This window comes from Acinetobacter sp. LF10, from assembly GCF_048585715.1.
Taxonomy (GTDB): domain Bacteria; phylum Pseudomonadota; class Gammaproteobacteria; order Pseudomonadales; family Moraxellaceae; genus Acinetobacter.
Genome location: NZ_CP184160.1, coordinates 2206817 through 2228763, shown reverse-complemented (window position 1 = coordinate 2228763; position 21947 = coordinate 2206817). Strand labels below are relative to the sequence as shown.

Below are 21947 nucleotides of genomic sequence, written 5' to 3'. Positions count from 1 at the left end.
AGATCTAAATGAGCGTATTAGCTGCCGAGCATCTTCATTTAACCTTTCCAAAACAGACCGTGCCTGTATTACAAGATATCAATCTGAAGGTTGAAGAAGGCACTTTGACTGTGATTTTGGGGGAGTCTGGTTGTGGTAAAACAACATTACTGAATATTTTGGCGGGTTTTCAAAAGCCAAGTTCGGGGCAGATTACACTGGATCATGAAGTGGTGACTGCGCCAGATGCACGCCGTGCGGTGGTATTTCAGGATCATGCGCTATTACCTTGGTTAAATGTCTCTGAAAATATCGGTTTTGCTTTGCAGCTCAAAGGTTTGAAAGCGCAAGACATTCAACAGCAAGTCGATGCAATTCTTAAAATTGTTGGCTTGAGTCATGTAGCTAAAGCCAATATTTGGGAATTGTCAGGTGGTATGAAACAGCGCGTTGGTATTGCACGTGCCCTGATCAGCCATGCGGCATTCATTTTGCTGGATGAACCTTTTGCTGCGCTTGATGCTTTTACCCGTGAAACTATGCAGCAGTTGGTTTTGGATTTATGGATTGAGCAAAATAAATCCTTTTTCCTGATTACCCATGACATTGAAGAAGCACTATTGCTGAGTAATCAATTGGTGTTGATGACGGCTCGTCCAGGTAAGATTGTCGAAACTTTAAAACTGGATTTCGCTGACCGTTATAAGCAAGGTGAATCGATCCGTGCAATTAAATCTGATCCTAAATTTATTCAATTACGCGAGCAATTGTTTGAACGCCTGCGTGTGCAGAAACAGGTAGGGCATGAGGTGGTTGTATGACAGGGCAAGCAAAGAATACAGCCTATGAGGTGAGTAAGGTCGAGGAACTACAATCGATAAACCAAGCACAGTCGGGTTCTATTTTTAGTCCAATTGGTGCTTTCTTTATTCATCATCGTAGTTTAGCACTCAGTCTTTCCAGTGTTTTGAGCGTATTGGTAATTTGGTATTTGATCACGGCATTAAAAATTGTTCCGAGTTTATTTTTGCCAAGCCCACAAGCGGTATGGCAGAAGTTCCTTGAAGTCAGCCAGCAAGGTTTTATGAAAGCTACCTTATGGCAACATTTGGCAGCAAGTATTTCTCGTGTTTTGTTGGCTTTAGTTGCCGCGATTGCCATTGGTGTGCCTTTAGGTTTATGGATGGGGCTGAACAAATGGGTGCGTGCAGTACTGGATCCTTTGGTTGAGCTATTGCGTCCAATTCCACCCTTGGCCTATTTGCCACTATTGGTGATCTGGTTTGGGATTGGTGAAACCACCAAAGTGCTTTTAATTTTCTTTTCGATTCTTGCACCTGTGATTATCAGTAGCACCCATGGTGTACTCAGCCATCAGCTCAATCGTGAACGTGCCGCCTTATCTTTAGGAGCAAGCCAATCACAAGTGTTTTGGCATGTGATTCTGCCGACAGCCTTACCGCATATTTTGACGGGTATTCGTATTGGTTTAGGTGTGGGCTGGTCAACTTTAGTGGCGTCGGAATTAGTTGCAGCAGATCGAGGTATTGGTTTTATGGTGCAGTCTGCAGCACAGTTCCTGATCACCGATACCGTGGTGCTGGGCATTATTGTGATTGCGATCGTCGCGGTTAGTTTTGAATTGTTTTTGCGTTGGTTACAGAAGCAATTATCTCCTTGGTATGGCCAACAGTTATAAGTGTGAGTAGTAGAAGATGACCTTAAATATTGAAGTTATTAAACCAACAATCGGTGCAATTATTCACGATGTTGACTTAAACACGGCTGATGAAAATACTACGCAACAAATTCAACAGGCTTTGCTGGATCATCATGTGATTTTCTTCCGCAATCAGCAGCTTGCACCTCAGGCCCAAGCTGAGTTGGCACGTAGTTTTGGTTCTTTGCATATTCATCCCATCTATCCATCTATCGATAATGTGCCTGAAATTATTGTATTGGACAGTTGGAAACAAGACTTACGTGACAATGAGCTTTGGCACACCGATGTGACTTTCAGCCAGAAACCGCCATTGGGTTGTGTATTACAAGCCATCAAGATTCCACCTGTCGGTGGTGATACGCTTTGGTCGAGTGGCGCAGCTGCATTTGCTGCATTGGATCAAGGTTTACAGCAAAAGTTAAAAGGCTTAACCGCAACACATGACATTCGTCAGTCTTTCCCGATTGAGCGTTTCGCGCATAACGATGTTGAGCGTAAAAAACTGGAAGAAACCTTTAAGCGCAATCCTCCTGTTGTTCATCCTGTAGTGAGAACGCATCCAGTAACGGGTCAGCCGATTTTGTTCGTGAGTGAAGGATTTACCACGCGTATTAATGAGCTGGATGAGACTGAAAGTGCTGAATTGCTACAGTATTTATTTGCGCATGCCACCAATCAGCAGTTCCATTTGCGTTGGCAGTGGCAGGCAGGTGATGTGGCAATTTGGGACAATCGTTGTACGCAGCATAAGGCTTTATTTGATTATGGTGATGCGCATCGAATTATGCATCGTGCCACGATTAATGGTGATGTGCCGTTTTATCAAGCGGCAAGTTAAGGCTTTATTTAGATTAGAAAGCTTGGGTAAATCCTGAGCTTTTTTATTTTACGGTTCGATCGTCTTTGTGGAATCTTATAGAGATCTCATCTTATTCTTGGATAAGCCTTCAGCTGGAGTTACTTTTGTTTCGGCAAAAGTAACCAAAACCATTGTCATCCACAAAACCTGTCTTCTTTCGGTATCTCTTTAAATTAATCGCAGAAATAGCATCTGATTAATCTCACGCAGGTTGGGGATGACCTGTAGCACCAGTGATTCCTGAGAAAAGTTCTATATAAAATGGTAGATAGCACTAATTAATCCAAAATTTTCAAAGTGTTATTTAATTAGAAATGAGCCTCTTGTTTATAGATCGAAGGCGCTTGTCCCGTCCAACGTTTAAAGGCACGTCGAAATTCACGTAATTCGCTAAAACCTAATTGCAGGCTAATCTCACTTATGGATAGGTTCTGTTCCAGTAATTGCTTAGCTTTACGCTCCAACACATTTTGCCGAATTTGTTGAAAACTCAGCCCTTCTAATAATAATTGCCGTCTTAAATGCCGTTCGCTGATACGTAAATGTTCCGCAGCTTGCAGCATCTCGAAACGTTCAGGTAAATGTTGTTCAATCAAATGATCGAGTAAATGTACATAGCCGACTTGATTGAGCTGGTCGATTTCTTTTAAGGCCTGCTCACAGATTTGGATAGCAGTTGCGTAGTTGGCAGGGCTGTAATTTTTTAAGCTGCGCTGCAACAGGCTAGTGCTAAAACGCATGATATTTTTATCACGGTTAAATTGTATCGGGCAACCAAAGATATGGCTATATTGTTGTTGATATTCGCTTGGGAAATAGCTGAGTTCAAGGCTGATGACATCCTCATGATCACCTAGCATTGCATTTAAACAGGTAATGATGCTGCTAAATAATTCATCATAGAAAAAGGCTTTCAGTTCATTGCAGGGATAGGGTTCAGTGACTTCCAGCTCACACAAATCAGCGTGGATGGAAAAGTTAATATTCAAGACACTGCCAGAAATCCGATGGTAGCGCAGCGCAATGTCTAAAGCATCTGCAACGGTTTTACAGGATTGCATGGCAAAGCCCAAAATCCCCATCGAAATCAGACCTTCGCTACTGCCAAGTTTTAAGCCTAGGTTAGGTTGTTGATAAGCTGTCATGGCTTGACGAACAACATCACAGAGTTGGCTAAAACGAACCACACCTTGGGTTTGCTGTATTTGTGCAATATCTAAACCTGAATTCTGAAACCATGCAGCATAATCCCACTGTTGCTGCTCTGCATAATGGATCAGGCTCGCCAGAATGGTGGGTGGAATAAATTGCTGTTGATCATTTTTATCGCTGCTACGTATAGGCATAAGTCCGTTTTGCCCCCCAAAGAAAAGTGTCTTTAACCCTGTTGGGTATCGCATAATTTTGATTAACTTTCAACATGCTTTAACACAGTTAGAAAAAGAATTGAAAAAGGAAAGCACCAATGTATCAGGTGGGTTGGGATAAGCAGCAAATTAAAATAACACCGAAAGGTTATGCCATGTTTGGTTATGGGCAATGGTCTCATCGTGCCTATGAGCAGCGCACAGCTTTATTTGCACGTAGTGTGAGCATTGTCGATCAACACGGCAATCGACTTCTGATCTGTTGTCTGGACGTAGGTTGTATTACCCATGCGATGCGTAGCCAAACAGTAGCGCGACTCACAAAAATTCTAGATTCACCATTTGATGAAAATCAATTGGTCCTTATGGCAACCCATACCCATTCTGGGCCTGGCGGTTGTGGGCATGAAGCTTTATACAACATGCCGACACCGGGTTTTGTGCCTGAACATTTAAATGCCATTGTAGAGGCACTTGTACAGAGTATTCAAAATGCGATTGTTTCTGAACAAGACACCGAGATTTTCTTGGAGGTTCAACATTTTCCAGAACAGACACCTGTCGCATGGAATCGTTCAATCAAAGCCTATAATCGGAATCCAGAAGTTCAACCACGTACCGAAGCTGAAACGCATTTAGCCTTGAACCGAGAAATGCAGCTGATTGGTTTCTATCGTGAGCAACATCTACAGTCCTTGATTTCCTTATTTGGGGTACATGCAACCTGTTTGGGAAATTCTTTAAACGCCTATGATGGTGATAATAAAGGTTATGCAGCCGCATTTTCGGAACAAGCTTTAATTGAGCAAGGGATTCAAAATCCAGTCACGATTTTTGCCCAAGCCACCGCAGGCGATGTATCACCGCATTTTCATGGCAAAGATCAGCTCAAGATTCGCAATAAGATTAAAGGCGAACAGGAATATCAATACGCGCAACAAAATGGGCGTTATCAAAGTGAATTGGCTTTGACAGCCTTACAATCAAATATTCCTAAAAATTTGCAGAAAGTCGAAGGCAAGATTGATGCCGTTATGTCCTATGTAGACCTGAGTAATATTGAGATTCCAGATGAGTTTGCAGCGGGTCAAAAGCATGCAAAGACCAGTCAGCCTTGCCATGGTACGGCTTTTTTTGCAGGAACACCTGTCGATGGTTTAGGTGCGCCAAAAGTTTTAATTAAAGGGATGCAGTTTTTAGCCGATCAATTTCGCAAACAAAAAACTAAGCATCCCAAAGCAGCTGATTTTGCAGAATATCAACAGCTGTATGCCTCTCAAGGACCAAAACAGATCTTACTGGAAGCGGGTACTAAAAAAATTCTAGGTCAGCCGATTGGTTTTCCGCCGAGTATTCTTGATCCGTTGATTGCAGAAATGAACCGACAAGTCAAAGCTGGTGCAATTCAGCACAGTCCTTTAGTCCCAAGTGTAGTTCCCTTACAGATTGTACGATTAGGTCAATTGGCTTTGATTTGCTGTCCGGGAGAATTTACCACCATCGCAGGGCGAAGAGTGGTCGACACCGTTAAACAGACACTTGCCGTACATGCTTCAATTGAAAGCGTTTGGTTAGCATCGTACTGTAATGATTATATGGGTTATGTCACGACCTATGAAGAATACCAACAGCAAGCTTATGAGGGTGGGCATACCTTATTTGGTCAATGGACATTGGCAGCTTGTCAGAGCAAATTCAAAGAATTAGCAGAACAATTATTATTAGAAAAAACTAAACGTCATTACGATGAAATAACACGACCACAGCCGATTCCAGAAAACGAACTCGCAAAACGCACTAATCATGGCAATTTAAAAACTGCCGTTAGCCAAGGAGAGGCGGTATGAGTAATTTAACACAAGGCATCTGGACGAACTGGTCAGGCTTTCAAAAAGCCAAGCCACAACAGATTTTACAACCAGCCAATGTGCAACAGCTACAGTCCATTGTTAAAGCACAACAAAAAATACGGGTAGTCGGTGCAGGGCATTCCTTTACGCCGTTGGTGTGTACCGATGCGACCTTAGTATCTTTAGATCATATTGCAGGCATTGCATCGACTGATCTTGAACGATGTCAGAGCAATATTTATGCGGGTACACGATTATACGATTTAGATCAGCATTTACAGCAGCAATCCATCAATCAGGCTTTGATGAATCAGGGGGACATTGATCAGCAAAGTCTTGCAGGGGCTGTCTCCACAGGCACACATGGGACTGGGGCAGATCTGCATTGTATTTCGGCCTATGTGGAAGCTTTCGAGTTATTGACAGCTTCAGGTGAAATTTTAAAATGTAGTCGCACAGAGAACCCTGAAATCTTTGCCGCAGGGCGGGTTTCTTTGGGTAGCTTGGGAATCTTAACCAAGATCACTATGCAAAATCGCCCACGCTATAAACTCAAAGAACATATTCAACTTTGTCCTGTAGAAGACATGAAGCAGCATATTCAGCAATGGAAGCATCAGCATCGACATATCGAGTGCTTTGTGTTTTCCCATGAAAAGCAGTTGATGCTGAAAACCTTGGATGAGACCGATGACGAGGTTTTGCCACGCAAAGAGAACTTTCCATCGGATGATACTTTACTGACTTTATGTTCTGAGTTGACCAAAAACTTTCCTTCACTGAATCCTTATTTACAAAAACTTTTGGGAATCTTTGTCAAACCGACCACCTATGTCGATTGGTCGAGCAAGATCTTTCCGACACCACGAAATACTAAATTTAATGAAATGGAATATCAGATTCCTGTTGATCAAGGGCTTGCTTGTTTAGACGAAGTATTGCATGCCTTAAGAACGTATAAAGTCGCCACCTTTTTTCCGCTCGAATTTCGCTTTGTGAAGGGTGATGATATTTGGCTCAGTCCTTTTTATCAGCAGGACTCGATTTCGATTTCAGTGCATCAATATCATAAGCAAGACCCACGATTGATTTTTGATGTGGTTGAGCCAATCTTGCAAAAATATCAGGGTCGTCCGCACTGGGGTAAAATGCATCATATGGCCAGCACACAGCTTCGGGCTTTATATCCAAAGTGGGATGATTTTATGGCGTTGCGTCAGCAGCTTGACCCAGAAGCCAAGTTTTTAAACCCCTATCTGGAAAAGCTGTTTTTAGGTTAAATAGATTTTTTATGAGTTAAAAGTATTTAACGGAATCATATCGAGTTCTCATCCAATTAAGGGTTAAGCTTTCAGCTAGACTTACTTTGATTTTGGCCTGAGAAACGTTTGAAGCTTCTAAGATGTATTTAAACGCTTGCCTTTGCCAAAGCTTTAGTTGCTTTGGCTTGCTACAGCTTGTAGACGACATTCCGTTGTATAAGATGGTTTTTTAGGATCAGGATTAAATAAAAAAGGTATAGCCATGTTGGATCATTATTTTAAACAACTCAATCTCGATCTCAAAAAACAGGGTATTGCGATTCCGCAACTTATTGTGGATGCGGCTGCGTTAAAACAAAATATCCAACATGTGCAACTGCGCTTGTCACATGCACCACATTTAAAAGCCCGTTTGGTGGTGAAATCTTTAGCGAGCCTAGACTTGCTCAAGTTGCTATCTGAACAGATCAATACACAACGCTTTATGGTATTTCATCAACCGCATCTTGTTTCGATCTTAGAAAATTTTGCCGAAGCCGATATTTTGTTGGGTAAGCCGATGCCCGCTCAAGCTGTACGTCATTTTTTTGATCAGCATGCAGAGTGGTCGAATGCCAAAATTCAGTGGCTGATTGATACCAAGCAACGCTTACAACAATATCTTGAGATTGCTCAGCTCTATTCTCTGTGCTTGGATGTGAATATTGAAATTGATGTTGGTTTGCATCGAGGAGGAGTACAGTCCGCACAGCAATTGACGGAAATTTTAAAGTTGATTCAACAGCACCCCCAGTATTTAAAGCTTTCTGGTTTGATGGGCTATGATGCGCATGTCACTAAAATTCCAGCCATCATTAGAAAGCCTGAATTGGCTTATCAAAGCTCGCAGCAGACCTATGCCGATTACCAAAAGCTAATTAAACAGCAGTTCCCAACGTTGTGGAGGGATGAGCTTTGTTTTAATGGTGGTGGCAGTCCAACCTTTAGCTTTCATACCACTGAAAGTGTCTGCAATGACTTGTCTTTTGGTTCAATGCTATTAAAACCAAGTGATTTTGACAGTGATTTTTTAAAGGCTTTACAGCCTGCTTTATGGATTGCATCGCCAGTCTTAAAAGTTTTACCTTTTACCCAGCTACCATCAATGTCTTTATTGGATAAATTGCCACATAAGTATAAGGCACTGTTTATTTATGGTGGCTATTGGCTTGCTGATTATATCTATCCTGATCAAGCACATACTCATGCTTTGTATGGACGAAGTAGTAATCAGGAGTTGGTGAATGTACCGAAGGATTGTAATATTCAAGTCGATGATTTTGTGTTTTTAAGACCGACGCAGAGTGAAGCGATTATTCCTCAATTCTCAGAATTAAAACTATATCAGCAACATGTTTTTGAGACATGGCAAACTTTCCGTGAATGAAAGGCTGTTGAGCAGCTGAACTTTAAAATAAATCACTCAAATGACAGCTTTTCGCTTCAGTCAAATTTTCAATGGAATCGACCAATAGAATATTGGTATCTTTTTCGCTTTTATAAGCCGCAATCACTTCTGCATAAATCGGCTGTTTGAGTGTCGTGGCTTTGGAGAGAAAACTTGATACTGCCTTTTGCTTCGACCAATCGGCATCTTTCAATACATATTCATTCTGAGTAAGATCGCATCGCGTTAAAATGGCTTTTTTATCCTGAACAGTTAATGTGCCAATAAAAATATCCATCGTTTCTTTGGGTTCGGTTGAATTGGCAAAGGCGGTTAAAGGATGAACTAGGTTATATGCCAGCAAAGAAAATATAAGAGACATTTTTTTCATTGAATTTTTCCTAGCGATCAAATCAACTGTAAAAATAACATGGTCGAGATGCTAATTTAATCAGTTTCTTTGATGCAAGGAAATCGTTGAGTCGGAACAGTGGAAAGTGTTGCTACAAGACAACATATTGATTAAGTCGAATCATTAAAAACGATAGCCAATTTTTAGACCGTAGGCGATTGCGCTGTTATTTTTAAAATCAGCTTGTTCTGCGATCGACTTAACACCTTCAACTGGGATGTAATACGTGCCATCTTCCGCAATCGCATCACCTAACCAGAAGTATTTCATTCCACCTGCAATAAAATAATTCGGTGCAGGGTTGAACTGAACACCTAAGCCAACGCCCCAAGCGCCTTTAGTCGGATTTAAAGTCGATGCAGGATTGCTTGTACCTGAGTCCCAACTCACTTCAGTAGATGCGCTCCATTGTTCAGTAAATTGATGTCCGAGACCCAAAGTCGTAGCCCATTGATCTTTTTGATAACTGTCTAGATCAAATCCACCTGTATAAGCTCCTCCACTGATTAAGGTCGTCAGATATTCAGTCATCGCACCAAACTGAGTCGGACGAATATGGAATTCTTTCCAATTGACCCAACGGAAATTGGCATAGGCGAGCGTGTCTTTATAGACACCTGTTTGAAAATCAATATTGACGGATTGTGGTGTGCTAATGCTGGTTTTACTTGCTGCGGTAACTTCCAAAGGCTGACCAAACATAGTTTCAGTCACTTGCATATCGTGGTCGATTTTAGAGCGATAGGTCACGGCTACTTTCAAGGCAATATCTGGGATTTGATAACTCAGACCTGCCAGCCAGCCCACAGCATGGTTTTGTTTAAATTTCGCATCATAGCCATTAAAGGCTTCGCCATAGGAGTTGCCACGAAGTGCCACATCACCTTTGACCGATTGATAGACAGCACCGCCATAGACTTGAAAATTGCTAAAAGGATTGACACCCAAAATCATACTAATGCTTTCAGTATCAACATTGACCGATGTACCTTGCTGGGTAAATTTATTGTCCGAAAAGGTATTATTCGATTGCATCGGATAGCTAATGTCGGCACCAAAAGGCTGGTCGTAGAGCAGACCAAAGCTGATTCGATCAGTCAGTTGCAGCTTGAGTGCGGCACTATAATATTGAAAGCTATTGCCCATATTGCCGGAGTTAAGATTGTTCGGATCATTGACCAGTTCTGGACGATTACGAATTTTTCCTGAAATGTCAGCATCAACAGCTGTGGCATTGATCTCGACATAATTGCCATTTTCCAGAAAAGGAAGAATGGATTGTCCCGATTGATCCAGTGCTGCTGCGTGGTTAAATGTACTCATGCACATTCCACACAGAGCAATCACCAGTGGGTTGAGTTTCATATTGATCATCCTTGTAAAACCGTGTCTTATTCTTAAACATGCTGTTTTTATTGACGGTCATCTTCTCGCTTTCATTGGAAAGTGAATGCAATGCCTTAGTTTGAGTGAAACATCTTTTAAATATATGGAATAGGGTTGGAGATCATCAATATGGGGGGCAAGGCGGTCATATCAATAAATTTTAGGCAATAAAAAACCTTGTATCGAGACACAAGGTTTTTTCAATTCAAGCAAATCGTTATTGTTTCACAATCAACACAGGAATATGGGATTCAGTTAAAACAGCACGCGCTACACTACCCAGTAATAAGCGTTTTACACCTGTACGACCATGTGAACCCATAATAATCAGATCCGCACCGACTTCATCAGCGACAAAAATAATTCCTTCAGTCGCTGCACCATGCTGAATTTTGGTTTGAACCTCAATTCCATCGCGAATGAAAGATTGAGCAATATCTTGTAGTTGGGTTTTAGCATGCGCTTCAGCCTGCATAAAATGATCAGTAATGGCTGGTGCAACTTGATAAAAATCAACACCGACATATGGATCAACAGCCACCACGCTGAGTACAGTTACTTTTGCCCCTGATAATTTTGCTAAAGACAGTGTATGTTCAACTGCTGCATAAGAAATTGGAGAATCATCAACCGCGACTAAAATATTTTGATAAGACATATTTACTCCTTATAGTTTATCGTTGTAAAAGATAAAAGTATAAGAAGTTGATAACATATTGAACTCTGTCTAGCAAATGGGACGATCATCTAAAACCTATGATAACGCTGAAAATAATCTAGAAATATAGGAAATCCCTCAGCAAAATATGGGTCTAAGAGAATCTCTGTATTTTTGTAATTTTTCTTCATATTTATAGGCATAGGAACATCCGTGTTACTCAGTTTAGAAGCATTCAAACAACAAAAATTTGATCAAGTCGCTGCCAAAATTATGGCTGATCCAGAAGCTTATTTGGCATTTGATTCGGTTTCAGATTTTTATAAAGCCGTATGGTTGGATGAATTTCCACAAGGGACAACATGGTCAGCCACAGGATTGGATGATGGTGCAGAGCAGTTTTATGCAGTCATCGAATATGGCAATCACTATCTCTATATCAGCCGAATGGAACGAGTAACGGTAAAATTAGGTATAAGACATCATTACAATAAAAATTATTAATCCGATCAGTCATTAATTTTTACGTGTTCAGATTCTGTGATTGAAATGAGAATGATATAATTTTCTGCGATGATAAAACCTTAATTAAAACTAAACGGAAATTTAAAAAATGGCACATCAATTTACGGTAAATGAAACAATTCATGGCGTTTCAATTGAAGATTTTTCAAGATTAGTTGCTATGACTTCATTGCATGAAGCAGTGTGTAAACGTATTCCAGGTGAAAACTTAGAAATTATTGAATCGGCTGTAAAGGGTGATATTTATACCTTACGTCGTGAATATAATCTTGATGTAAATATCCCAGATGTGGCTAAAAAATTATTAAAAAATGCATTTCGTTTAAAACGTTCTGATATTACCGATTTGAAAAATTTAACATCAACGGTAGAGCTAGGCGCAAACTTACCTTTAGAAGCAAAAGCTGAACGCAAGGTGACAGGAAACAGTGAAAAAGTAGACATTGCACTGACTTGGACTGTTAAAGTTAAAGTACCTTTGATTGGTGGTATGCTTGAAAAGCATGCAGAAGGCGAAATTCGTAAATTTAGCCAACTAGAGATTGAAATTGTAGAAGAAGAATTAAAGAAAAACCTATAATTCTGAATAGATTGAAAACTCTCCGTAAGGGGAGTTTTTTATTTTAGAAACGCAGAAAATAGGGCAGGATTGAAAGAATCACGCCAATGACACTTAGCAACGCTGTACTCTCGATAAAGTATGGGTAAATCATCAGAACTAAACCACAAACTAAAGGCACGGTCATCTTTTGTTTTTTGCCATACATAAAATAGCCTAAGCCAATCGACCCGAAGATAACACCTAGAAAAAGTTGGGTTGCGTTCATTGTGTTTTGCCATACCTTATTTTTATTGCGCATATACTATGGCAAGATTCTTAAATGAAAATTATAGAAGCTCAACCTAATATCAAATAGTATGTAATTCACTATCTGGTCAAAAATAATAAGGTCATCTAATGAGTGTGATTTTACCTGTAGCACAACGGGGTGAGAGTGTTTTAGAACTTCAAGCTGCTCCTGTCGCGGCAAGTGAATTTAATAGTGAATGGTTAATGCAATTAGCTTCAGCAATGCACTGTACCATGCTTGAGCGCAATGGTGTCGGAATTGCAGCGCCACAAGTTTATATTTCCAAACGTGTGATCATCGTTGCTTCGCGATCAAATCCACGTTATCCCGATGCACCTGAAATGGATGCCGTAGTAATGGTCAATCCTGAAATATTAGAGTTTTCTCAAAGTACCTGTTTGGGTGAAGAAGGTTGTTTGAGCGTACCAAATGAGCGTGGGCAGGTTGAACGTGCTCAGGCAATAAAAGTGCGTTATTACACTTTGCAAGGTGAAGTGATTGAAACGGATTTTGAGGGTTTCCCCGCACGAATTGTTCAGCATGAGGTGGATCATTTGGATGGGATACTGTTTGTAGAACGAGTGAGTTAGGTTTATTGGTTAGACATTAAAAATATATGGTGAGCCTTGGCAATTGCTTGAGACATTAAAAAAATTACAAAAGCTATAATTTGAATATTATCAGTACTCTGTATTATAAAATTTAATTGATATGAACACTTTAAATCTTTAAAGGCAGACAACCATGAAAACGCCACTTCCTGATTATTTGGCACACGTAATTGATGCCTGTGATACTGATAATAGCGGTCGTCTAGCCGATTATATTCCTGAGTTAGCCAATGCCAATCCCAATCGGTTGGCTTTGGCGTTGTCTACTGTAGATGGTGAAATCTATTCGGTGGGCGATGATGAGATCGAGTTTACGATTCAATCCATGTCTAAACCTTTTACATATGCGTATGTGCGACAAAAGCTTGGAATAGATGCAGTATTAGACAAAGTAGGTGTTGAACCTTCTGGCGAAGCATTCAATGAGATTTCACTTGGGAACGATCGTCGTCCAAAAAACCCAATGATTAACTCAGGTGCAATCACCACACATTCATTGATTCCAATCAAAGAAGGGCTACAAGGCGCAGAAATTCTACGTGAGTTTATGAGCGAACTGGCTGGGCGTGAACTACGTTTTGATGAAGCTGTCTATCAGTCCGAGGTAAAAACTGCCTATCGAAATCTTTCGATAGGATATATGTTGCGAACCGTCGGGATTTTAGAAACTGACCCAGTGGATATTGTGAATGGTTATATTCGCCAATGTTCGATTTTGGTCACGGTGAAAGATCTTGTACGGATGGGGAGTGTTCTTGCCAATGGTGGGGTTGATCCTAAAACAGGTAAACGATTATTGAATCGTGTAGTGGTACGCCAAGTCCTCAGTGTGATGATGAGTTGCGGCATGTATGATGCCGCTGGTGATTGGCTCACGACGGTTGGTATCCCAGCCAAAAGTGGTGTGGCAGGTGGGATATTGGGTGTATTGCCGGGGCAGGTCAGTATTGCAGCTTTTTCACCAAAGTTAGATGAACACGGTAATAGTGTTCGTGGTATTGATATTTTAGAACGGTTATCACGTGACATGGGCTTACATTTGATGGAAGGCACATCTTCGGCACAAACCATTGTACAAAGCCATTATCTGACAGGGAAAAATGCGTCATTAAGTGTGTATGTGCTGCGCGGTGTATTGAAATTTACTGAAGCGGAAATGTTGTTACGGACTTTGCAGTGTGAACCTGTGAATAAGAATACAATCGTGATTGATTTGAGCCAGATTTCACTGATTCATGATGTAGGTAAACGGATGTTTTTAGAGGGGATTGATCGTTTAATTGATGATGGTCATACCTTGCTTTTGGTTGACCCCGAACAGCGTTTGGATCATGCACGAACGCATAAAGATCGGGTGTTGCATGTTTATCAAAATCTAGAGGATTTAATTGAAAAACACAAAGAATTATAAAAGGAAAAGTTATTTATCTATTTTATTGCCTCGAAATTGCTGTGGTGTTTTACCTAAATGTCGTTTAAACATCGCACTAAATGCACTTGGATTGTTATAGCCAAGTGCTTCGGAAATCTGTGAGATTGACTCGCCATTGGAAATCTTACTCAGTGCATGAGCAATATGCATTTGCTGAATCCATGCGCGATAAGACAGTCCTGTTTCTTTTTGAAACATACGCATTAAGGTTCTTGAACTTGCCCCAATCTCATCAGCCCAATGAGTCAAATCTTTGCAATGCTTCGGTGAATGTAACAGTGCTTGACAGATTTTTAATAAACGTTTGTCTTTGGGCCAAGGGATTTGAATGGGAATTAGATTGGCACTATGAATTTCTTCAAAAATTAGAATTTGTAAAGCTTCTGAAATATCCTGAGATGAAATAAGGTTTGGCGCATTTACTTGTGTGATTTGATTAAGTCGAATCAACAATTCATGCAACAAATTACTGACGCGAATAATAAAACAATTTTGTCCCATTAATGCCGCAGCATTCACTTCAACGAGTGCAGTATTCAGCTTAACGTGACTAAGTGAAATGACACTGTGTTCAACATTTGCTGGAATCCATAACGCACACATCGGCGGAACCAACCAGACATTATTAGGTGTGAAAACCTGAATATTTCCCGTTGAAGCATATAAAAATTGTGCTCTAGTATGGGTATGTGTGGGTGTAATCTCACGATAAGTATGTTCAGACGACAATCCAATGACCAATTCAGATTGATCAGACTGAATAAGAGATTCATGCATAATCTAAGCTAAAATTTGTCATTTATACGATGATTATTGGAAGATAGCCTTATAAACGACAAATTGCAATAAGCGTCTTATCTAAAGATATTGGAGTTTTTCGGATATGACGTCTTCAATACAGTTGAATGATGGTATTGCAAATACTGCTACAAATGAGCAACCGCAAGGTATGATCATGAAGATCGTTGGTGCAGTGGCTTTTGCACACTTACTTAATGATTTAATTCAAGCAGTTTTACCCGCTATTTATCCTATGCTTAAAGCAAACTTTGCACTCAGTTTTGCGCAAGTCGGGCTGATTTCCTTTGTGTATCAGATTACGGGTTCACTGCTTCAGCCTTGGATTGGACTGTATACTGATAAACATCCAAAACCATATCTTTTACCATTAGGAATGATGGTCACATTATGCGGTATTTTACTACTCGCATTTTCTCCAAGTTTTACCATATTGTTACTGGCATCTGCATTGATTGGTGTAGGTTCTGCAACCTTTCATCCTGAAGCTTCGCGTGTGGCGAGAATGGCATCGGGTGGACGTTTTGGTACAGCTCAATCGACCTTTCAGGTTGGCGGTAATACAGGCACTGCAATTGGACCTTTGTTGGCTGCTTTAATTATTGTACCTTTTGGACAACATGCAGTTGCATGGTTGGTGGTATTTTCACTATTAGCGATTTGGGTCTTGTTTGGAGTAAGTCGCTGGACGATTAGCCATGCAAAAAACTCATTTTCTGCCAAGGTCAATCAAACACAAACCAAGTTGCATGGCCGCCAATTAATCATTGCTCTAACTACGATTAGTGTATTGATGTTCGCTAAATTTACTTATATCGCGAGTATTAGTAACTATTTTACTTTTTATTTGATTCATAAGTTTCACATTAGTCTTCAAACGGCTCAATTACATTTGTTTGTATTTTTGGCAGCGGTCGCTTTGGGTACTTTTGCAGGTGGGCCGATTGGCGATCGAATTGGGCGTAAAGCGGTAATTTGGGTGTCTTTTGTTGGGATGGCGCCATTTGCTCTAATGATGCCGTATGCCAACTTGTTTTGGACAACTGTTTTGTCAGTGATCACAGGTTTAGTGTTGTCGTCTGCTTTTGCTGCAATGGTAGTTTATGCTCAGGAAGCTGTTCCGGGGCGTGTGGGGATGATTTCAGGTTTAATGTTTGGCTTGATGTTTAGTGTAAGTGGTATTGCAGCAGCAGGGCTTGGACATTTAGCTGATGTGAACGGAATCGAATGGGTATTTGGTTTATGTTCTCTTTTACCCTTACTTGGTTTTGCAACGGTCTTTTTGCCAAATACCAAAGCTAAATAGTTCATTTATATTTAGGTCTCTCAGTTCTGAAGAATTGAGAGATTTTTTATTTGAAATGTTTTGAATGAACTCGGACTTCTGACACTGAGATTTGGTAATCTTCAGATTTTGACTGAGATTAATGCTGTGGTAAAGCAGATATATCAAATTGTTGAGATTATTTTGAAGTCAGATTCTCATTTGCGGAGTGTAGTCTCTCAGCTTTAAAAAGAGAAAAATCCTTGATTGTAAATTTTCTAGAAGGTATCTTCGCATTTAAGTTATTGTTAATTATAATGCAATAAAATTAATACGAGATTTACCTTTTAATGAGATATACAAAAAAACAAGTTGAAAAAGCGGGATTTGATTTAATTAGCTATGAAATAAATTCTGATGCTGATTTATTGCATCAAACTATGACTGTATTAACTGATTGGCGTGATAGTCATATTTCTGCATTAGATGAAGCAGAGAAATTTTTAAAAGTAAAAGTTGAGAAAGCCGATAACAAAGCCTTTATTGCAAAGAGAATAAAAAGGACAGAATCAATAATAAAAAAATTAAAAAGATTTAACAAAATGAGTCTTAAGAATATGCAAGATATAGGTGGGATACGTGTTGTATTAGCTAATAATGGTAAAGTTAATCAACTGTTTAATTTATTATGTAAAGAGAATATTTTTTTAAGTGAAATAGGTAGTTTGAAATTTAAAAATTATATTAAAGAACCAAAAGAAGATGGATACAGAAGTATTCATATTATTGGAAGATTTAAGAACAATGTGGGTGAAGATAAAAACATAGAAGTTCAATTAAGGACACAACTACAGCATTGTTGGGCTACTAGTCTAGAAATAATTGATTTATTTACTCATCAAAATTTGAAATTAAATCAAGGTAAACCTGAATGGCATCTATTTTTTAAATTAGTAAGTAATCAGTTTGAAATAATTGAAAATTTAAGAGGGTTTAAAACTAACAGTCAAAATATACTAATTAAAGAATATATAGATTTTGTTAAACATAAAGATAATGTCAAAATTATGGATGAAGCAGTTAAAATCCACAATTTTGTTACCCAACCATTAGCTGGATCTAATTATAGTATTGAAGAATTATTTCAAGATTATGCCCAATCATTACATTCTATTGATAAAGTTATTTTGCAAGGTAAGGCAAAACAAGGATATGTATTATTGAGATTGAATGTTTTAACTGGAAATTTAGATACGGAATATTTTGAGAAATCAGAATATGCTGAAGCTTCAAATAAGTATAGTCTGTATGAAACTACTCTTGCTGAGAATAAAAGTTGGGTAGTCGCTTTGGTATCCTCTAATGCCGTGGGGGGGGATACGAGAAGCTTATCCTAACTATTTTGCTGATTCAAAGGTATTTTGGAGTTATATATCTTTAATAAAACAAGCAGCATTTGTTGGTTATTATACTAATCAAGCTAGGAATAAAGCTAGTTAAATAACATTAGATGAAGTGTTCTTCTTCGAAGAAATAAGTATCCCAAATTCAATTCTAGGTTCAAATTTGTGGGAAAAGTCCCCCATTTATAAATGAGGGACTTACAGTGATTTTTAAGAAATAGAATCATCTAAATTCGGCGCTAACCAACGCTTCGCTACATCCAGTGTCCAACCTTTACGTTTCGCATAATCCTCAAGCTGATCTTGAGAAATCTTGCCCACGTTAAAATATTCACTTTCAGGATGCGAATAATAGAAACCACTGACAGAAGAAGGTGGCATCATCGCAAAGTGTTCAGTCAACTTCGTACCGATCTTCGCCTCCGAACCTAACCAGTCAAACAGCACTGCTTTTTCAGAATGCTCAGGACAAGCAGGGTAACCAGGTGCAGGACGAATACCGACATACTTCTCTTTGATTAATTCTTCATTGCCCAAAGTCTCATCGGCTTTATAGCCCCAGAACTCTTTACGAATACGCTCATGCAAATGCTCGGCAAATGCTTCAGCAAAACGATCGGCCAAAGACTGAATCAAGATTGCTGAATAATCATCGCCTTTGGCTTTATATTCATTCGCCAACTCCTCTGCACCGAAGATCGATACAGTGAAACCACCGAGATAGTCAGTATTGTCTTTCGAGGTACTAATAAAGTCAGCTAAAGATAAATTTGGTTTGCCTGTGACTTTGTCAGATTGCTGACGAATATGTTCAAAAGTATGCGTAACTTTTTGACCCGTTTCATCAAACACGCTGACGGTATCTGCGCCTGTACGTTGTGCAGGGTATAGACCAAATACAGCACGGGCATCAAAACGATTATTCTCGATAATGTCTTTCAGCATCGCTTGCGCTTGGTTATACAAATCAGTGGCTGCTTCACCAACAACTTCATCTGTCAGGATTTTCGGGAATTTACCTGCCAAGCTCCAAGAGATAAAGAATGGTGTCCAGTCAAAATATTCAACTAGTGTTGCCAATGGATAATTGGTAATGACTTGCGTCCCTAAACTATTTGGAATCGGTGGCACATAGTTGTCATCCACTTTAAAGCCATTTTCAATCGATTCGGCATAGCTGAGTTTGGCTGCTTTTGGTTGCTTATTGGCTAAACGCTCACGAATCTTGGCATATTCAGCACGATGTTCTGCAATAAAGTTGCCACGCATTTCTTTCGAGAGCAGGGTAGTTGCAACACCCACTGCACGTGAAGCATCGGCCACATAGATCACCGCATCATTTGAATATTGTGGATCAATCTTCACCGCAGTGTGTGCTTTCGAAGTGGTTGCACCACCAATTAATAAAGGAATGTTAAAGCCTTTACGTTGCATTTCTTTGGCAACAAACACCATTTCATCCAAAGATGGGGTGATCAAACCAGACAAACCGATGATGTCACATTTCTCATCAATCGCGGTTTGCAGGATTTTTTCCGCAGGTACCATCACACCAAGGTCAACAATGTCATAACCATTACAGCCCAAGACCACGCCTACAATATTTTTACCAATATCGTGTACGTCACCTTTTACAGTCGCCATGAGAACACGACCTTTAGACTGGCTTCCTGTTTTTTCAGCTTCGATGTACGGATTCAGCCAAGCGACAGCTTGCTTCATTACACGTGCAGATTTCACGACTTGAGGTAGAAACATTTTACCTGAACCGAATAGGTCGCCAACCACGTTCATTCCATCCATCAATGCGCCTTCAATCACATCAAGAGGACGCTTGGCTTTTAAACGGGCTTCTTCGGTATCTTCATCAATAAAAGTCGTAATACCTTTGACTAAGGCATATTCAAGACGCTTTTCAACAGATTGATTGCGCCATTCAAGATTTTCAGCTTCACGTTGCGCACCGCTATGACCACGGAATTTTTCTGCCACTTCAAGCAGTTTCTCTGTGGCGTTTTGACCTGATTCACCTTGGTTTTGGTTCAGTACAACATCTTCAACCGCATCTTTGAGTTCTTTTGGAATATCGTCATAAATCGCCATTTGACCAGCGTTCACGATCCCCATGGTCATGCCTTGTTTGATGGCATGGTAAAGGAATACCGAGTGAATCGCTTCACGCACAGGCTCATTACCACGGAATGAGAAGGATACGTTGGATACACCGCCTGAAATCATGGCATGCGGTAGGTTCTGTTTGATCCAACCTGTGGCTTCAATAAAATCGACGCCATAGTTATTATGTTCTTCAATCCCTGTTGCGACTGCAAACACGTTCGGGTCAAAAATAATATCTTCGGCAGGGAAGCCCACCTCATTGACCAAAACATCATAAGAACGTTTACAGATTTCACGTTTGCGTGCAGCCGTATCTGCCTGACCTGTTTCATCAAATGCCATGACAATAATCGCAGCACCGTACTGACGGCATAGACGAGCCTTTTCGACAAACTCATCATAACCTTCTTTTAAGGAAATCGAGTTCACGACAGGCTTACCTTGTACACATTTTAAGCCTGCTTCAATGATTTCCCATTTCGATGAGTCAATCATGATCGGTACACGAGAAATATCTGGCTCAGATGCCACAAGATTTAAGAAATGTACCATCGCATTTTGCGAATCGAGCATTCCTTCATCCATGTTGATATCGATGATCTGTGCACCAGCTTCCACTTGTTGCTGAGCTACTTCTAAAGCTTCGGCAAATTTTTCTTCACGGATGAGACGTAGGAATTTTTTTGAACCCGTGACGTTGGTACGTTCACCGACATTGACGAACAATGAATCATCATAAATATTAAATGGTTCTAAACCACTTAAACGACATGCAGGCTTTGTTTCAGGAATCTGACGTGGTTTTATATCTTTAACCGCATTGTAAATGGCACGGATATGATCAGGCGTGGTACCACAGCAACCACCTGTAATATTGATTAAACCACTTTCTGCAAATTCTTTGATGAACGCTGCTGTTTGTTCTGGTGTTTCATCATATTCACCAAAAGCATTTGGTAACCCCGCGTTTGGATGGGCAGAGACAAAAGTATCAGCAACATCCGCAATGGTTTTCACGTGCGGACGCATGGCATCCGCACCCAAGGCACAGTTAAAACCAATTGAGAGTAAATCACCGTGGCGAACCGAGTTCCAGAACGCTTCAGCGGTTTGACCTGTTAAAGTACGACCTGATGCATCGGTAATCGTGCCTGAGATCATTAACGGAAGTTCATGACCAAGTTGCTTAAATACTTCTTTTACTGCAAAGATCGCCGCTTTACAGTTCAAGGTATCGAACACAGTTTCAATCAAGATGATGTCTGCACCGCCTTCGATCAAGGCATGAGTGGCTTCGATATAGTTTTCTTTGAGTTCATCAAAAGTAATGTTACGGAACGCAGGATCATTTACATTGGGTGAAATGGAACAAGTACGCGAGGTTGGGCCAAGTACACCTGCAACGAAGCGTGGTTTATCTGGGGTTGAATATTTGTCACATGCCGCACGTGCTAGACGTGCTGCTTCACGGTTGATCTCTGGAACGAGGTCTTCCATGTGATAGTCAGACATTGAAACGCGTGTGCCATTAAAGCTGTTGGTTTCAATAATATCTGCACCAGCATCTAAATAGGCTTCATGAATCCCTTGAATAATTTGGGGTTGGGTTAAAACCAATAAGTCGTTATTGCCTTTTAGGTCTGATGCCCAGTCTGCAAAACGTTCACCACGATAATCTTCTTCTTCTAATTTATGGCGCTGGATCATCGTTCCCATTGCACCGTCAATAATGAGAATGCGTTGAGCAAGAAGTGATTTTAGGGTGGCAAGCGTGGACATAAGGAACCCCAGTAGATAATCAATATAAAAAAGCAGGGGCATTGTAACAGAAGCGCAGAAAAAGCGCGTATTTTCAGCATTAGCTTGAGGTGATTCATTGGTTCAAATGGAAAATGTCATAAAACTTTCATGAAATTGCAATAATTTCGGTGAATAATGCCTAAGAAGACGACATGTATTTTGAAATATGACAACTAAGTTTTATATTTCGTTGTGTTTGTTGCAAAATCAGACAAATAGTTCT

The 21947-nt window shown here is 40.1% G+C and carries 18 protein-coding genes and 1 pseudogene; 12 read left to right on the top strand and 7 right to left on the bottom strand.

Annotation, left to right across the window (positions count from 1 at the left end):
• The first annotated feature begins 8 nt into the window (after positions 1-8).
• From ACN19N_RS10835 to tauD, 3 genes are read left to right on the top strand one after another with little or no spacing between them, the layout of a single operon-like run.
• Positions 9-800: a taurine ABC transporter ATP-binding protein gene (locus ACN19N_RS10835; RefSeq protein WP_269229897.1), complete on the top strand. Its 792-nt coding sequence runs from the start codon at positions 9-11 to the stop codon at positions 798-800.
• On the top strand, positions 797-1678 hold the full coding sequence (gene tauC / locus ACN19N_RS10830) for a taurine ABC transporter permease TauC (RefSeq protein WP_269229898.1): 882 nt from the start codon (positions 797-799) through the stop codon (positions 1676-1678). Before ACN19N_RS10835 ends, tauC begins: the two co-directional genes overlap by 4 nt.
• A gap of 16 nt (positions 1679-1694) precedes the next feature.
• A complete protein-coding gene (gene tauD, locus ACN19N_RS10825) occupies positions 1695-2540 on the top strand; it encodes a taurine dioxygenase (protein WP_420001311.1) in 846 nt (281 codons plus the stop codon).
• A gap of 329 nt (positions 2541-2869) precedes the next feature.
• Here tauD and ACN19N_RS10820 read toward each other — a convergent pair whose 3' ends face one another.
• On the bottom strand, positions 2870-3961 hold the full coding sequence (locus tag ACN19N_RS10820; RefSeq protein ID WP_420001310.1) for an AraC family transcriptional regulator: 1092 nt from the start codon (positions 3959-3961) through the stop codon (positions 2870-2872).
• Positions 3962-4026: 65 nt separating this feature from the next.
• Between ACN19N_RS10820 and ACN19N_RS10815 the strand changes: the two genes are divergently transcribed.
• The 3 genes from ACN19N_RS10815 (at position 4027) to ACN19N_RS10805 (ending at position 8466) form a co-directional block, all read left to right on the top strand.
• Positions 4027-5775, top strand: a complete 1749-nt coding sequence (locus tag ACN19N_RS10815; protein ID WP_269238274.1) for a neutral/alkaline non-lysosomal ceramidase N-terminal domain-containing protein — start codon at positions 4027-4029, stop codon at positions 5773-5775.
• Positions 5772-7058, top strand: a complete 1287-nt coding sequence (locus ACN19N_RS10810; protein ID WP_420001309.1) for a D-arabinono-1,4-lactone oxidase — start codon at positions 5772-5774, stop codon at positions 7056-7058. Before ACN19N_RS10815 ends, ACN19N_RS10810 begins: the two co-directional genes overlap by 4 nt.
• 244 nt (positions 7059-7302) lie before the next feature.
• Entirely contained in the window at positions 7303-8466 is a 1164-nt protein-coding gene (locus tag ACN19N_RS10805) for an alanine racemase (protein WP_420001308.1), read from the top strand.
• Between the two features lie 22 nt (positions 8467-8488).
• On the opposite strand, the gene ACN19N_RS10800 is transcribed toward ACN19N_RS10805, so the two are convergent.
• The 3 genes from ACN19N_RS10800 to ACN19N_RS10790 all read right to left on the bottom strand — a co-directional run bounded on the left by ACN19N_RS10800 (position 8489) and on the right by ACN19N_RS10790 (position 10922).
• A complete protein-coding gene (locus ACN19N_RS10800; protein ID WP_269238271.1) occupies positions 8489-8857 on the bottom strand; it encodes a hypothetical protein in 369 nt (122 codons plus the stop codon).
• Between the two features lie 144 nt (positions 8858-9001).
• Entirely contained in the window at positions 9002-10243 is a 1242-nt protein-coding gene (locus tag ACN19N_RS10795) for a transporter (protein WP_420001307.1), read from the bottom strand.
• Between the two features lie 238 nt (positions 10244-10481).
• Positions 10482-10922 (bottom strand): universal stress protein, encoded by a 441-nt coding sequence (locus ACN19N_RS10790; RefSeq protein ID WP_420001306.1) that lies wholly within the window; start codon positions 10920-10922, stop codon positions 10482-10484.
• Between the two features lie 213 nt (positions 10923-11135).
• Here ACN19N_RS10790 and ACN19N_RS10785 point away from each other — a divergent pair, with 213 nt between their 5' ends.
• Both ACN19N_RS10785 and ACN19N_RS10780 read left to right on the top strand, forming a co-directional pair.
• Positions 11136-11426: a hypothetical protein gene (locus tag ACN19N_RS10785; RefSeq protein ID WP_420001305.1), complete on the top strand. Its 291-nt coding sequence runs from the start codon at positions 11136-11138 to the stop codon at positions 11424-11426.
• 109 nt (positions 11427-11535) lie between these two features.
• Positions 11536-12027 (top strand): DUF2505 family protein, encoded by a 492-nt coding sequence (locus tag ACN19N_RS10780; RefSeq protein WP_269229908.1) that lies wholly within the window; start codon positions 11536-11538, stop codon positions 12025-12027.
• A 43-nt stretch (positions 12028-12070) separates the two neighbouring features.
• On the opposite strand, the gene ACN19N_RS10775 is transcribed toward ACN19N_RS10780, so the two are convergent.
• On the bottom strand, positions 12071-12274 hold the full coding sequence (locus tag ACN19N_RS10775; RefSeq protein WP_269229909.1) for an amino acid transport protein: 204 nt from the start codon (positions 12272-12274) through the stop codon (positions 12071-12073).
• 131 nt (positions 12275-12405) lie between these two features.
• Here ACN19N_RS10775 and def point away from each other — a divergent pair, with 131 nt between their 5' ends.
• Complete coding sequence (def, locus tag ACN19N_RS10770; RefSeq protein ID WP_269229910.1) at positions 12406-12888, top strand: peptide deformylase; 483 nt, start codon at positions 12406-12408, stop codon at positions 12886-12888.
• A gap of 154 nt (positions 12889-13042) precedes the next feature.
• A pseudogene (locus tag ACN19N_RS10765) lies at positions 13043-14360 on the top strand (glutaminase); the annotation flags it as partial.
• Here ACN19N_RS10765 and ACN19N_RS10760 read toward each other — a convergent pair.
• Entirely contained in the window at positions 14330-15118 is a 789-nt protein-coding gene (locus ACN19N_RS10760; RefSeq protein ID WP_420001304.1) for an AraC family transcriptional regulator, read from the bottom strand. The pseudogene ACN19N_RS10765 and the gene ACN19N_RS10760 overlap by 31 nt on opposite strands.
• A 106-nt stretch (positions 15119-15224) precedes the next feature.
• Between ACN19N_RS10760 and ACN19N_RS10755 the strand changes: the two genes are divergently transcribed.
• Positions 15225-16445, top strand: a complete 1221-nt coding sequence (locus ACN19N_RS10755) for an MFS transporter (protein WP_420001303.1) — start codon at positions 15225-15227, stop codon at positions 16443-16445.
• A 308-nt stretch (positions 16446-16753) separates the two neighbouring features.
• A complete protein-coding gene (locus ACN19N_RS10750; protein WP_420001302.1) occupies positions 16754-17800 on the top strand; it encodes a RelA/SpoT domain-containing protein in 1047 nt (348 codons plus the stop codon).
• Positions 17801-18016: 216 nt separating this feature from the next.
• On the opposite strand, the gene metH is transcribed toward ACN19N_RS10750, so the two are convergent.
• Positions 18017-21703 carry a methionine synthase gene (metH, locus tag ACN19N_RS10745; RefSeq protein WP_420001301.1) on the bottom strand — a complete coding sequence of 1229 codons (3687 nt, stop codon included), beginning with the start codon at positions 21701-21703 and terminating at the stop codon, positions 18017-18019.
• Between the last annotated feature and the right edge of the window lie 244 nt (positions 21704-21947).

What these genes read in the sequence shown, in the direction of transcription:
- ACN19N_RS10750 (WP_420001302.1), top strand. Translation starts at nt 16,754, where the DNA reads ATGAGATATACAAAAAAACAAGTTGAAAAAGCGGGATTTGATTTAATT.
- ACN19N_RS10810 (WP_420001309.1), top strand. Translation starts at nt 5,772, where the DNA reads ATGAGTAATTTAACACAAGGCATCTGGACGAACTGGTCAGGCTTTCAA.
- tauD (WP_420001311.1), top strand. Translation starts at nt 1,695, where the DNA reads ATGACCTTAAATATTGAAGTTATTAAACCAACAATCGGTGCAATTATT.
- def (WP_269229910.1), top strand. Translation starts at nt 12,406, where the DNA reads ATGAGTGTGATTTTACCTGTAGCACAACGGGGTGAGAGTGTTTTAGAA.
- ACN19N_RS10805 (WP_420001308.1), top strand. Translation starts at nt 7,303, where the DNA reads ATGTTGGATCATTATTTTAAACAACTCAATCTCGATCTCAAAAAACAG.
- ACN19N_RS10815 (WP_269238274.1), top strand. Translation starts at nt 4,027, where the DNA reads ATGTATCAGGTGGGTTGGGATAAGCAGCAAATTAAAATAACACCGAAA.
- ACN19N_RS10775 (WP_269229909.1), bottom strand. Translation starts at nt 12,274, where the DNA reads ATGAACGCAACCCAACTTTTTCTAGGTGTTATCTTCGGGTCGATTGGC.
- ACN19N_RS10780 (WP_269229908.1), top strand. Translation starts at nt 11,536, where the DNA reads ATGGCACATCAATTTACGGTAAATGAAACAATTCATGGCGTTTCAATT.
- ACN19N_RS10760 (WP_420001304.1), bottom strand. Translation starts at nt 15,118, where the DNA reads ATGCATGAATCTCTTATTCAGTCTGATCAATCTGAATTGGTCATTGGA.
- ACN19N_RS10835 (WP_269229897.1), top strand. Translation starts at nt 9, where the DNA reads ATGAGCGTATTAGCTGCCGAGCATCTTCATTTAACCTTTCCAAAACAG.
- ACN19N_RS10755 (WP_420001303.1), top strand. Translation starts at nt 15,225, where the DNA reads ATGACGTCTTCAATACAGTTGAATGATGGTATTGCAAATACTGCTACA.
- tauC (WP_269229898.1), top strand. Translation starts at nt 797, where the DNA reads ATGACAGGGCAAGCAAAGAATACAGCCTATGAGGTGAGTAAGGTCGAG.
- ACN19N_RS10795 (WP_420001307.1), bottom strand. Translation starts at nt 10,243, where the DNA reads ATGAAACTCAACCCACTGGTGATTGCTCTGTGTGGAATGTGCATGAGT.
- metH (WP_420001301.1), bottom strand. Translation starts at nt 21,703, where the DNA reads ATGTCCACGCTTGCCACCCTAAAATCACTTCTTGCTCAACGCATTCTC.
- ACN19N_RS10800 (WP_269238271.1), bottom strand. Translation starts at nt 8,857, where the DNA reads ATGAAAAAAATGTCTCTTATATTTTCTTTGCTGGCATATAACCTAGTT.
- ACN19N_RS10790 (WP_420001306.1), bottom strand. Translation starts at nt 10,922, where the DNA reads ATGTCTTATCAAAATATTTTAGTCGCGGTTGATGATTCTCCAATTTCT.
- ACN19N_RS10820 (WP_420001310.1), bottom strand. Translation starts at nt 3,961, where the DNA reads ATGCGATACCCAACAGGGTTAAAGACACTTTTCTTTGGGGGGCAAAAC.